The organism is Rosettibacter sp. KY25 (assembly GCF_057554405.1).
Genome location: NZ_BAAJAO010000001.1, coordinates 224002 through 237221, shown reverse-complemented (window position 1 = coordinate 237221; position 13220 = coordinate 224002). Strand labels below are relative to the sequence as shown.

At 30.9% G+C, this 13220-nt stretch carries 9 protein-coding genes; all 9 read right to left on the bottom strand.

Going from position 1 to position 13220, the window contains the following annotated elements; genetic code table 11:
* Positions 1-7 precede the first annotated feature (7 nt).
* Positions 8-2104, bottom strand: a complete 2097-nt coding sequence (rnr, locus tag AC27L2_RS01065; protein ID WP_487209799.1) for a ribonuclease R — start codon at positions 2102-2104, stop codon at positions 8-10.
* Entirely contained in the window at positions 2104-6588 is a 4485-nt protein-coding gene (locus AC27L2_RS01060; protein ID WP_487209798.1) for a hypothetical protein, read from the bottom strand. The genes rnr and AC27L2_RS01060 overlap by 1 nt, the downstream gene beginning before the upstream one ends.
* On the bottom strand, positions 6585-7064 hold the full coding sequence (gene rfaE2 / locus AC27L2_RS01055) for a D-glycero-beta-D-manno-heptose 1-phosphate adenylyltransferase (RefSeq protein WP_487209797.1): 480 nt from the start codon (positions 7062-7064) through the stop codon (positions 6585-6587). Before rfaE2 ends, AC27L2_RS01060 begins: the two co-directional genes overlap by 4 nt.
* Entirely contained in the window at positions 7061-8059 is a 999-nt protein-coding gene (gene rfaE1 / locus AC27L2_RS01050) for a D-glycero-beta-D-manno-heptose-7-phosphate kinase (protein WP_487209796.1), read from the bottom strand. The genes rfaE2 and rfaE1 overlap by 4 nt, the downstream gene beginning before the upstream one ends.
* A 6-nt stretch (positions 8060-8065) precedes the next feature.
* On the bottom strand, positions 8066-9127 hold the full coding sequence (locus AC27L2_RS01045; protein ID WP_487209795.1) for a ligand-binding sensor domain-containing protein: 1062 nt from the start codon (positions 9125-9127) through the stop codon (positions 8066-8068).
* Positions 9128-9202: 75 nt separating this feature from the next.
* Positions 9203-9958 carry a lipoate--protein ligase family protein gene (locus AC27L2_RS01040; RefSeq protein WP_487209794.1) on the bottom strand — a complete coding sequence of 252 codons (756 nt, stop codon included), beginning with the start codon at positions 9956-9958 and terminating at the stop codon, positions 9203-9205.
* On the bottom strand, positions 9955-10731 hold the full coding sequence (lpxA, locus tag AC27L2_RS01035) for an acyl-ACP--UDP-N-acetylglucosamine O-acyltransferase (protein ID WP_487209793.1): 777 nt from the start codon (positions 10729-10731) through the stop codon (positions 9955-9957). The genes AC27L2_RS01040 and lpxA overlap by 4 nt, the downstream gene beginning before the upstream one ends.
* A gap of 11 nt (positions 10732-10742) precedes the next feature.
* Positions 10743-12155, bottom strand: coding sequence for a bifunctional UDP-3-O-[3-hydroxymyristoyl] N-acetylglucosamine deacetylase/3-hydroxyacyl-ACP dehydratase (locus tag AC27L2_RS01030; protein WP_487209792.1), 1413 nt, complete (start codon positions 12153-12155; stop codon positions 10743-10745).
* Positions 12155-13216, bottom strand: a complete 1062-nt coding sequence (lpxD, locus tag AC27L2_RS01025) for a UDP-3-O-(3-hydroxymyristoyl)glucosamine N-acyltransferase (RefSeq protein ID WP_487209791.1) — start codon at positions 13214-13216, stop codon at positions 12155-12157. The genes AC27L2_RS01030 and lpxD overlap by 1 nt, the downstream gene beginning before the upstream one ends.
* Positions 13217-13220: the final 4 nt, after the last annotated feature.

The following is a 13220-nucleotide window of genomic DNA, read 5'->3' as shown; positions in this document are numbered from 1 at the left end:
AGAATTATTAATTAATCAGCTTGAAATCGATTTCTCGTTTTTCTTCATCAACTCTAATTAATTTTACATTAACTTTATCACCCAGACGAATTCTTCTTCCTGTTGATTTTCCAGTTATAGAATAATTTTTTTCATCAAAGATGTAATAATCATCATCCATATCACGATAACGAATTAAACCTTCAGCAAGATTTTGACTTAGTTCCACAAAAATTCCAAAATTTGTTATACCAGATACAACACCGTGAAATTCCTGTCCCACTTTACTTTTGAGGTATTCAATTTGTTTCAATTTTACAGATAATCTTTCTGCATTAATTGCAGTTCGTTCTCTTTCAGAAGCATGTTCGCAAATTTTCTCCAAATCTTCAATGTTATATTTTTTCTCCAACTTGTTTTGAAGATAATTATAAATCAGGTTATGAACTATTAAATCTGGAAATCTTCTAATTGGGGATGTAAAGTGTGTGTAGTACTTAAATCCAAGTCCATAATGACCAATATTTTTTGTTGAATAAATTGCTTTTGCCATAGAACGAATTGCAACTTCATTTACAACAGCTTCTTCTTCAGTTCCTTTTACACTATCAAGAAGTTTTTGAAATTCTTTTGATTTATTTGAACTGTTCGGGTCGAATGAGTAACCAAGAGAGCGTACAAACCTTGCAAATTCTATAATTTTTTCTTTATCAGGCTGGTCATGAACGCGATAGACAAATGGATAAACTTCTTCTCCTTTTTTCGACTGAACATGTGTTGCAATTATTTGATTTGCCATAAGCATAAGTTCTTCAATTAAATTATGACTTTCACCAATTTGTTTAATGCTTATATCTACAGGTTTTCCATTTTTATCCAGTTTAAAGACAACTTCAGGAGTAAAAAAGTTTATACTTCCTTTTTTAATTCTTTTTTCTCTCAGCACTTTTGCAATTTTATTTAGCATTGCAATCTGTTCATAAAATTCACCTTCTCCATTATCAATTATTTTTTGAACTTCTTCATAAGTAAATCTTCGTTTGCTGTTAATTATTGATTTATGAATTTCATAATTAACAATTTTTCCTGTTGATGTAACTTCTGCTATTACCGAAAAAGTTAATCTGTCTTTTCCGGGCACAAGCGAACAAATTTGATTTGATAATTTTTCGGGAAGCATTGGAATAACTTTCCCAACAAGATAAACACTTGTTCCTCTCTTAAGAGCTTCTTTGTATGTTGCAGAATTTTCTCGAACATAATGACTTACATCTGCAATATGAACACCAAGTAGAAAATTTCCATTTTGAAGTTTTTCTACTGAAACTGCATCATCAAAATCTTTTGCATCTTCGGGGTCAATTGTAAAAATGATTTTATCTCGTAAGTCAATTCTTTTTTTGATTTCAGATTCTGGAATTTCTTCTGTGATTTTTTCAACTTCTTTTAATACAGAATTTGGGAATTTATAAGGAAGTTCAAATTCACGAGCTATTGATGCAATTTCAACATCGAAAGAACCTGCTTTGCCAAGAACTTCAATAATTTTTCCTTCTGGATTTAAATTTGGAGAAAGCCATTGAATGTTCCCGACAACAACTTTATCACCGGGTTTTGCACCTCCAAGATTTTTTGAAGAAATATAAATATCACGATGAATTTTTTTATCATCAGGTATTACAAAATAAAATGAATTACTTTTTTGAAGTGTCCCTACAATTTCTTTTCTGCTTCGTTCAACAATGCTTACAATTGTTCCTTCAATGTTTTTGCCTCTCTGTCGTTCAAGAAGTTTTACTTCAACTATATCACCATCAAAAGCTGTATTGAGATTTTTGCCTGCAATGAAAACATCACTGATATTTTGATTATTCAAAATGACAAAGCCGTAATCACCATCAGAAATTATTTGAACAGTGCCAATTAATTTTTCGCTTCCGTATTTGCTTAATTGATAACGCTTGCCGGATTTTTCGAGGAATCCTTCTTCGGTAAGTTTGTGGAGATAATATTTTAATTCGGCATATTCATAGCTGTCGAATATTTGGAGTCGCTCGGCAAGTTCTTTTGATTTAATTTTGAGAGAAGGATTGTTTTTGAAAAATGATTTAATTTTTTTCTTCATTAGAATACAAACCTATATTTAAGTGCTAATTCATTTATTTTTTCGTCAAAACTATATTTTTGAACTACAGGGTCTTTTCTTTCAACTCTTATCAGAAAATTCGGATTAAATGGATATTCAATTTTTATGTTCGCTTTGTTAATGTTTTGAAAGACTTCGGTAGTACCTCCAATACTGTATCGAAGATTCTGAATTCTTCCTGAGAAACTGAATTTTGTATGTTCTCCAATTCTGCTAATTTGAATATTGTTAACTAAATCACCAACAGCGGAGTTCACAAAACTTGTAAGCATTGAACCAAGAAATGATGTTGCAGAATTTTGAACATCTGTGATTAAACCAGCAGTTTCTGCTCTATCCTGTGCAGTTAAGTCATCTTTGAATTTTCCAAGAAGTATGAATGAAAAAGCATCAGAATAATCATAACGTGTATCTTTAATGTTGTTTTGAATATTTCTTGTTCCAACATAAACTCCAATACTTTCGGGATTATTAGCAAGATTTTTTCCTATTTCAGAAAGCAAGCCTTTAATTTTAATTTTTACAGCAACTTCTTGAGGTGCTGCATTAATTTCTCTTGGATTAATATAATCACTTGTATAGGTTGCAATGATATCAAGATACGGGTCTGTAATATTGCTTTCGAATCTAATTATACCTTCTGCGTCAAATGTTTTGAAGAATTCTAATTTAGAACCCTGCATTAATTGAAATGAGCCCTGTGCTCTTGTTGTTCCTTCAATGAATTCATATTTTAATTCACCAGTTATCTCAACAAATAATTTTTGATTTGCTGCCTGTGATAAGATAAACGTCATTTGAGCTGTATTATCTACTTTAATTCCAATTTCATAATCAAACTTAAGTTCTTTTTCTTTCAAATTCTCATTTTGCTTTTTGAGATTTTTTTCTGCCTCAAGTATTTCATTGAATCGTAATAATTCTTTATCAATTTTTGTTGAATCAATGACATATGTAATATTAAAGTTGCTTCCAGAATTTTGATAATTATCACTGCTTACCATGTAAATTAAATTAGTCTGCTTGAGCAAAACATTTCCTTTGAAGAATAATCGGTTGTCTTTCCATGTAAGAAGCCAGTCAGGATTTGATTCAACAACAAGGTCGCCGTAGAGATATGGACTTGTCTGTCTCGATAATTCACTTAACAGTGCAAGTTTTCCAGATAAGTTAATTGCCATATCTTTTATAGAAAATCCATCATAAAGAATATTTCCATAACCAGAAATTTTTCCGTTGTAACGAGTTCCTCCTGCATTGGCAAGAACTAAACTGTCAACAGAAATTTTTTCTTTCTCGAATTTAAGTTTGATTCCGCATTCATAATTTAGATTGTTGTTAAGCGATTTGAAATGCCCATTAATCAAATTCATATAACCGGAAAATTTAGGTTTATTGAGACTGCCGGTTACATTGATATCCGCAATTAAATTTCCACGCTGTTCAATTATGTTTGGTAAGAGATTTCCAAGAGAACTTATGTTGAAATTTTCTGATTTAATTTTTATTCCCATTTCTTCATTTGGAATAATTCTATCTTCAACGGATTCAAAACTTAAGTTGACAGGAATGCTCCCAATTATTGTTAGGAGAGGATTGTTATAATTATAAGTTGAATCAAGATATTTAATGGTTGTCAAGATTTTTTTGTTTTCATAATTCAGCGTGCCGGTAAGATTACCCAATTTCTTTTTTGAATATGAAATATCGTTAACATTAATTTTTGTTGATATTCTTGGATTTTTGAATTCACCATTAACAAGTATGTTTATATCGCAGTCAGCTTTAAGAAAAGGATTAATTGAACCTAATAAATAATTGCTCAAAATTTTTCCAGAGATGTTATTGAAATTCAATTGCAAATTTTGTTTGCCAGTTGATTCAATGATTCCTTTTGCAGTTATGGAAGAAGTATCGTGTGTTAGAACAAAGTTATTAATTTTAAAATAGTCCGGATTGAAAAGAACTTTTATTGTATCTTTATTTTTCCATTTGATGTTTTGGAAATCTACTGATAAATCACTTAACAAAATTTGTTGTTCTACAGGAGTTATTAGAATAATTCCTTCTGCATTTGTTTTAATTATATTTTCAATTTCTGCAGTAGCATTTAGAAATAATTTGCTTTGATTGAAAACTACATCTGCTTCAATATTTTCAATGCTTCCGCCTGAATAAAATCTTTTCCCTGTAAGAGATAATGTTCCAAATAATTTTTCGAAAGAAAAGTAATTATTGTTTCGGGTGAAATTTATGTCGGTTTCTAAATCAGAAATATAAATTGTTTCATCTTTCTGCATTAAAACAAAGTAGTCAATATTGATTGATGAATTAATTGAAAAATTAGATGATTGATTGTTTACATTTCCTTTACCGGTTCCAACTATATCGAGTCTTTTATTGCCAAGCAGCGAAGCAATTAAACTAAAATCCTTCAACTTGAAATTGAAATCGAAAGACAAATCTTTTTTGGCAACTTCAGGAAGATTGATTTGAAGTGTGTCAACCTTGCTTTCTTTTGAAATAACAGCAAGGGGATTTAATTGATTTAATTTATCAGAAATAATTTTAGAAATTGTCTTTGATTCATAAGAAAGCAATTCAATTGCTTGACTTAAAGAAAAATCACCTTCAATATTAAAATCAACAAAGTCTGAAACTATGTTAATTGTTCTGTGCACATTTTGTTTTTTTAATGTTACATCAATGCTTGAATATTTTATGTCAGTCTCTCTAAATTTTGATGAATCGATACCAAAAGAAAAAGTGCCAATAATTTTATCAGGGTCGATATGTTGACCTTCTGCACTGAAGTAAAAATTAAGATTACTTTTGTCATTTTCGTTTTTTGTGAATTCGGATAAATCAAGATTTTTTAAGCTTCCTATTATGCTGTAGATTGGAATTGTATCATTTGCAAAGTCGATGCTTCCTAAAAATATTGCTTCTGTGGATTTTGAGTTTCCTTCGATATCGAGATTGATATTTTTATTCTGCGCTTTTGCAGTTGCAATAAATTTATCAATATGAACATCATTTACAAAAGAATTTTCTGCTGAAAATTTGAAATCGCTTAACAACTCAGCGGGCTTTGTTCCTTTTCCAGTTAAATATCCTGAAGAATTAAGTATTGTTTTAAAGCCAAGTAATGGTTCTAAATTTATATCGTTTGTTTTAAATTTTATGTCGTAAACAATTGGGTTTTTCTTCAGATTTAATGAACAGTCAAAAGCAAGATTTCCATCTTCTATGTTTCCAGCAAATTTTGCTTTGAAATTAGTTGGTTCGCCTTTAAATTCAATATTAACAGAAGATACAGAAAGCTTTGCAAATTCAGGAAGTTTCAAATTAGGTAGGAGCGCAATTACATCTTTGTAATTAATATCTGTGTCTACAATTTTAGCATCAATAAATAATTTTTCAGGTCTATTGAGATTAAGCATTCGGCCATTAATTTCGAAATGAGAGTCTTTGTAATCCAGAACAAGTTTTTGAATGTTGAAATCTCCAAATTTCCCTTTTGCATATAATTTTAATGATGGATTTCCTTTTAAAATTTCTGTGCTTTTGATAAAAGATGATAAATCAGCAAAGTTGAATGAATCTATATTTAATTCAATAGTTACAGGACAATTTTTAAAATCATCCAGTTCAACATTCCCGAAGAGATTTAAGCTGTCGAGTCGAACATTCAGTTTGATATTGCTGCTATCTGTTTCTAAAGCAAAATTTGTAACCGCCGCAAAATTTTTTGTAACTGCAAAATTTCCTGAAATATTTTTCAATGTAAATCGATTAAGATTTGGTTTGAAAGAAAATTCTTTCAGCAGTAATAAATAATCTGAGTTTTTAATGTCGATAAAAGCCTGTGCAGACAAATTTAAATTTCTAATTTGGATATCATCATAATTAATTGTGCTGTAAAATTTATTGGATTTAATGTTGTCATAAGTTTGTTTTACGATGTTTATGTTTTTTAATTGTAAATCGTTAACCTGTATGTAAAATGGGAAAGTTGATTTTGTTGTGTCTTCAGGTTTTGGCTTAATTAGTTTTTGATAATTCCATGTTCCATCTTCATTTTGGAGCAAATTTATTTTGGCATCTTCAAGAGAAATTTTTCTCACATAGATTTTTTTCAATATTAATTGAAGCGGACTTACTTTAACCTCGATTTTATTTGCATAAAGAAGTGTATCGTTGTTAATCTTGACTGAAGTGTTTCTTAAGAAAAGGGAAGTCAGAATTGTTCCATCAATTTTTTCGATATTTAATTTTCCATTGATTTCATTATTTACCAGTTCAATTACTTTTTTTCTAAAAAGTTCTCGAAAAGTTCTTGTTTGAGAAAAGCCAATAAAAAGAATTAATAAAAATATTACCCCAAGAAATATTCCTATGAAAGCATTAATAATTTTTCTGGATAGAGAACGTTTAGTTTTTGTCTTTTTAATTTCAGTCATTCTTTGAATTTCTCGAGTATCGTATTAATTATATTTGTTGTTGATTGAAAATTAACGAACTCAATTGTTTCTACTTTTCCGCCTGATGCTTCAACAATATCACTGCCAACAATTTTATCTTTTGACCAATCAGCTCCTTTAACGAGAACATCGGGCACTAATTTTTTAATTAATTCATAAGGAGTTTCTTCATCAAAGATTGTTACAAAATCAACTGCTTTCAAATTAGAAATAATGAATGCTCTTTCATTTTGTGGAACAATTGGTCGTTTGTTCCCTTTGATTTTTTTCATTGATGAATCTGAATTAACAGCAACAATTAAAACATCTCCAAGAGATTTTGCTTTGTTAAGATAATCAACATGACCTGCATGAAGTATATCAAAACAGCCGTTTGTGAAAACAACAATTTTATTTTGTTTTTTTAGTTCATTTCTTATTTCAATAAGTTCGTTAAGTTCTTTTATTCTGTTCATACTTTCAACTCTTCAATTACTTCATTGAATAATTTATCAATTGAAATTGGCACAATTCCAACTTCTTCGCAAACAAGACCTCCTGCAAAATTGGCAAGATAAGCAGCATCATAAATATCTGCACCTGCAGCCAGAGCAATAGTCAATGTTGAAATTACAGTATCTCCTGCGCCGGAAACATCTGCAACTTTTCTTGCTTTTGTTGGAATCTTTCTTTCTGACTTTCCATTTTCAAAAAGCGCTACACCTTCTTCTCCAAGTGTCAAAAGAACATATTTTGCTTTTAGTTTTTCCATCAGAGTGTTTCCAGCATTTGTAACGTCTTCTTGGGTTTTAATTTTTATTCCGAGTACATCTTCCGTTTCTTTTCGGTTTGGCTTAAATACAGTTACATTTTTATAAGAAAAGAAGTTGTTGAACTTTGGGTCAACAGTAATAATTTTTTTTGATTCATTGGCAAGGGAAATAATCTCTTCAATTAATCGAGATGTAAGAACACCTTTATTATAATCTTCAAGTATAATTGCATCAATTTTTTTTATGTTCTTTTTTAGCACATCAATTATTTTGTTTTCAATTTTTGAATTAATGGGAGTTAAATCTTCTTTATCAATTCTAACAACATGCTGATTGTGAGCTATCACTCTTGTCTTTGTTGTAGTTGGTCGATCTTTGTCAACAATTATGAAAGAATCATTAATTTTTAATTCTGCCATTAAAGAGCGCAAAACTTTTCCATTATAATCATTTCCAATTACACCGATTGGCAAGGGAATTCCTCCAAGTGTTAAAATATTATGAGCAACATTCATAGCTCCGCCAAATCTTGAAAATTCATTATCGACTGCAACAACAGGGACGGGAGCTTCTGGTGAGATTCTGCTTACTTCGCCCCAGTAATAACAATCGAGCATCATATCACCAACTACAGCAATTTTTTTGTTGTAAAATTTTTTCTTTAAAGCATTCAGTTTTTTTATGGTTGTGTCGAGCATAATTTTTTATCTCCATTGTGCAAGTTGATTGAAGAAATTTATTTTGATTAAACCATTTTCTGTTCCAAGCCAAAGATATGTTCCATCAAAAAAAATTTTGTTTACAGTTTTAGGAATTCTCTCGTCATTTATAGGAATTACTTTGTTATTAATTCTGTTAATCAATACAATTCCTCTTCCATATGTTTCTTTTGTTTCTTTACCAAATTGATAAAGTGAAGCCCAAATGTAATTACCTGTTCTTTCAAGGTCGTAAACTCCATTGCCTGTTAATCCTCTGTAATTATCAAATCGAATCCATTCATTTTTCCTGTTAAATTTGAATAATCCTCCAACATTAAATTGTGGTCGTTCTGCTGTAATAAATTCATCAAGGCCAATCCACACAAAATTTCTTTCAAGCAAAATTGAAGAAATTGAAACCTGTTCACCTTCTCCATTAAAATAGTTGTATTTGTTATCGTAAAAAGTAATTGCATTTGCATCATTCAAATCTTTCGATTTATCATACTTGTGCAAACCAGCTTCGGTTCCAAACCAAACTATGCTGTCGCCATCAATTTGTATTGTTTTTATTGTGTTAGTTTTTTCGTTATTACCAATAGTTAAGTTGTAATCAATGAATCTTCTGCTTTTCAAATCATATTTTGTAAGGTATTGGAATCTTCCAATCCATACAACATTTTCAAATTTATCGTAAGCAATAGAGCGAATCCAATTAGCAAGTTGACCACCAAGTGCAAATTTTCTTTTTGTCCAGCTGTTCCTTTTTTTATCATAAATAAATAAGCCATCAATCGAGCCAGCCCAAACAAAATCTTGATTTGCAGTTATGCAATAAAAATAATCATGCTGTAAATTTCCTACTGAAGTAGAAAATTGCTGCCACTTATTTTGAGTTGGATTATACTTGAAAATTCCATTTCCATTTGTTGCTATCCAGATATCTTTTCCATCGCTGCAGATATCAGTAACAGCAGAGCCTTTTAAGTAGAATTCAAAATCATCATTTGATTGTGAATATATCAATGAACTAAGCAATAAAAGTAAGACAAGAGTATTTTTCATGGCAAATAGTTTTCGATAATTTTCAACTGGAAAAATAACATTAAGATTCTTTTGATGGAAATATAATTGAAGTAATTATTTAAGAACGGGAAAATTAATTTCACTTTTTTCGAATTCTATATTCCATACTTTTTTGAATCCATCAATTAAACATTCAGAAAGTTTTTGATAGTCGACATGTTTTTGCAGAATAGTTTCAATCTCTATTGTTTTTTGAATAATTTCATTTTCGATAATTGATTTGGTTTTATCATCAACATTAATGTAATCAACAAGTTTTCTGTGATATTTTCCGCAAAGTATAGAACCATGCTGAAGAATTGCATTATTTAATTTTCTTTGTGCACTACCGATTAATTTTCTTCCATTAAATTTCACTTCATTTTTTGCTGTGCTTCCAAAACATAAAATTCCTGATGGTTCATTCAACAATTTTGAAAAATTAGGTTGAAGATTTTCTAATTCAAGATTAGAAAATATGGGATGATATAATTTTAATCCCTCAATCAATGATAAAGAAATTTTTTGATAAACTTCTTTTGCACTTTGGATTTTAGAAAATGGAAGAATAACAGAATAAGTAATTTCTTCTGCATGAAGAATTGCTCTGCCGCCAGTTGGTCTTTTTACAACATCAATTCCATCATTAGATGCTTTTTCAAGATTGATATCTTCAAATTTTTGATGTGCACCGAGAGAGATACAATATGGTTTCCATCTGTAAAGTCTAAAATATGCTTTGTCATCAGAGCAGATTTGTGCAAGTTGGAAATCGAAATCCATATTAAATTTGCCGGTTGATTCGCCGGTATCAATAAAAAACCATTTCATCTTCTAACAACGCCGCGTTCAGAGGATTCAATAAATTCAATTACATTTTTTACAAGTGGATGTTCTGAAAATTTTTCTTTGATAATTTTTAATGCTTCAGTATGATTTAATCCTGAGTTGTAAAAAATTCTATATGTTTCTTTTAATGTATTAATGTCTTCAGTAGAAAAATTTCTTCTTCTCAAACCAACAATGTTTAAACCCATAAATCTTGCTGGATATCCGCTAACAAGAGAGTAGGGAGGAATATCAGTTCCAACCATTCCACCGCCGCCAACCATAGCATGTTGACCAATTTTACAAAATTGATGAACCGCTCCTTGACCACCAATTATTACAACATCTTCAATTGTAACATGTCCTGCAATTTGAGTCGCATTAGAGATTATAACTTTGTTACCGATATGGCAGTCATGTGCAACATGTGTATATGCCATAAGCAAGCAATTATTTCCGATAACAGTTTTTCCTGTTGCTGCAGTTCCTTTGTGAAGTGTAGCGAATTCACGGATTACTGTGTCATCTCCAATAAATAAATAAGTTTGTTCGTTTGCATATTTTAAGTCCTGCGGCAAATTTGAAATTGATGCGCCTTGAAAAATTTTAACACGGTTTCCAATTCTTGCACCATCATAGATTCCAACAAAAGGACCAATTTTGCAGTCATCCCCAATTTCGACATCATCGTGGATGACTGCATAAGGACCGATTTCTATGTTATTACCTAATTTAGCTTTAGGACTTACAATTGCGGTTGGATGAATATTGTTCATAACAGTAAAAATTAATTTTGAGGTTTATTTTCTTTATCCACTATTGCACCCATAAATTCTGCTTCGGCAACAAGATTGCCATCAACATAAGCAGCACCTTTTATGGAGAAATATTTTGTTTTTTTAGAAATAATTTCTGCTTCAAGAATAAGCTGATCACCCGGGACTACAGGCTTTCTGAATTTAGCATTGTTAATACTCATAAAGTAAACAAGATGATTTGCGGGGTCAATAAACGAATTTAAAACTAAAATACCACTTACTTGAGCCATCGCTTCTATAATTAAAACTCCGGGCATAATTGGTTGACCAGGGAAGTGGCCTGGGAAAAATGGTTCGTTAATTGTAACACACTTAACACCGACTACTTTTTTATCTAATTCTAAATCAATTATTTTATCAACAAGAAGGAATGGATATCTGTGAGGAAGAATTCTTTGAATAGCATTTGCATCAAAAACAACGCCTTCTTTTTTTACAAGCTGATATTTTTTAACAAGTTTTTTCTGTTGATATAAACTTCTAATCTTTTTAGCAAATTCTACATTTGCTTTGTGGCCTGGTCGGGCAGCAAGAATTTGTGCTTTAATGGGAACGCCAATTAATGCTAAGTCGCCCATCATATCGAGCAATTTATGTCTAACAGGTTCGTTTTTGAAACGTAATTGATTGTTACTCAAAAATCCTTCGTGAGTAATTGATATATCTTCTGGAAGATTTAATTTTTCTTTTAATCTTTTTAATCTTTCGTCGTCGATATCATGGTCAACAATAACAACTGCATTATCGATGCTGCCGCCTTTGATTAGTCCTTGGTCTGCAAGCATTTCAACTTCGCTTAAAAAGCAAAATGTTCTTGCAGGAGCAAATTCTGTAATAAATTCTTTTTCTAAATTAAATAATCCAGTATGTTGGCTTCCTAAAGCAGGATTTGCATAATCAACCATAATAGTAATTCTATAATCATTTAATGGAAGAGCAACAATGTCAATTTTCTTTTCTTCGTCATGATACATCACAGTTTGGTCGATAACAAGATAATCTTTTGGACTATTTTGTGTAACAAATCCAGCTTCAAGAAGTTTTTCAACAAAAGGCATTGCACTTCCATCACCAACAGGAGGTTCAATGCCATCTATTTCAATTATAATATTGTCTATTTGAAGACCTACAATTGCAGCAAGAACATGCTCAACTGTATGAACTTTGGCATCGCCAATGCCAAGTGTGGTGCCGCGTGATAAATCAACAACATAATCAACATTAGCGGGGATTTCAGGGCTTCCGCCCAAATCTACTCTTATGAATTTTATTCCATAATTTTCGGGTGCAGGTTTAAATGTAATTGTGCACGATGTACCTGTATGTAAACCAGTGCCTGATAAAGAGACTGGTTTTGCAATGGTTCTTTGTAATTCTAACATTAGTTTTCCTTCTTTCCTGTTAGTTCAAAAATTTTACTTTCCAAAAATGCAATTTTTTCTTCTAATTTTTTAATTCTTTCTAAATACTGAGGCAAATTTCTTATGTGTGCTTCTAATCTTAATTGAGTTGACATTTCTTCGGCGGGTGTGCCTCTATATTTCCCGGGTTTTTTTATTGATTTCGAAACTCCTGCTTGGGCACCAATTATAGTTCCATCTGCAATTTCAATATGTCCAACAAATCCTGATTGACCTGCAATCATGCAATGCTTTCCAATTTTTGTGCTGCCAGATATTCCAGCTTGAGCTGCAATTGCAGTGTGTTCTCCTATCACAACATTGTGCGCTACCTGAACAAGATTATCAATCTTTACACCTTTTTTAATTAATGTAGAACCAAGTGCTGCACGGTCAACAGAAACATTTGAACCGATTTCAACATCATCTTCTATAACTACATTGCCAATTTGTGGTACTTTTACATATTCGCCTTTTTCATTTAGAACATATCCAAATCCATCAGAACCAATGCATGTATTTGAATGAATGATTACATTATTTCCCACTACACAATTTTCTCTAATTGTAACATTAGGATAAATTAATGTATTTGAACCTATTTTAACATTTTCCATTAATACAGTGTTATGAAAAATAAATGTGTTATCTCCAATTTCACAATTTTCGGAGATGACAACATTTTTACCAATTGCTACATTTTTACCGAGTTTTGCAGATGGATGAATTGATGCAGTAGAATCAATTCCAGATAAATTTAATTTTGGTTTCAAAAAAGTAGTTATGATTTTTTGAAATGCAACATTTGGATTCTGAACTTCAATGTAACTTATATCATTTCTTGTTTTTTTGAATTCTGGGCTTATGATTACAGCAGAAGCTTTTGTGGTTTCAAGATATTTTTCGTAAGCAGGGAGATAAAGAAAAGTTAAATCGCCTTCTTTTGCTTCTTCAATTTTTGCAATGCCGGAAATTTCAATATTGGGATTTCCGATAACAATACCGCCGACAAAGTCGGCGGCATCTTTTAATTTAATTTTCATAAAA

What these genes read in the sequence shown, in the direction of transcription:
- rfaE2 (WP_487209797.1), bottom strand. Translation starts at nt 7,064, where the DNA reads ATGAACAGAATAAAAGAACTTAACGAACTTATTGAAATAAGAAATGAA.
- lpxA (WP_487209793.1), bottom strand. Translation starts at nt 10,731, where the DNA reads ATGAACAATATTCATCCAACCGCAATTGTAAGTCCTAAAGCTAAATTA.
- AC27L2_RS01040 (WP_487209794.1), bottom strand. Translation starts at nt 9,958, where the DNA reads ATGAAATGGTTTTTTATTGATACCGGCGAATCAACCGGCAAATTTAAT.
- AC27L2_RS01045 (WP_487209795.1), bottom strand. Translation starts at nt 9,127, where the DNA reads ATGAAAAATACTCTTGTCTTACTTTTATTGCTTAGTTCATTGATATAT.
- AC27L2_RS01030 (WP_487209792.1), bottom strand. Translation starts at nt 12,155, where the DNA reads ATGTTAGAATTACAAAGAACCATTGCAAAACCAGTCTCTTTATCAGGC.
- lpxD (WP_487209791.1), bottom strand. Translation starts at nt 13,216, where the DNA reads ATGAAAATTAAATTAAAAGATGCCGCCGACTTTGTCGGCGGTATTGTT.
- AC27L2_RS01060 (WP_487209798.1), bottom strand. Translation starts at nt 6,588, where the DNA reads ATGACTGAAATTAAAAAGACAAAAACTAAACGTTCTCTATCCAGAAAA.
- rfaE1 (WP_487209796.1), bottom strand. Translation starts at nt 8,059, where the DNA reads ATGCTCGACACAACCATAAAAAAACTGAATGCTTTAAAGAAAAAATTT.
- rnr (WP_487209799.1), bottom strand. Translation starts at nt 2,104, where the DNA reads ATGAAGAAAAAAATTAAATCATTTTTCAAAAACAATCCTTCTCTCAAA.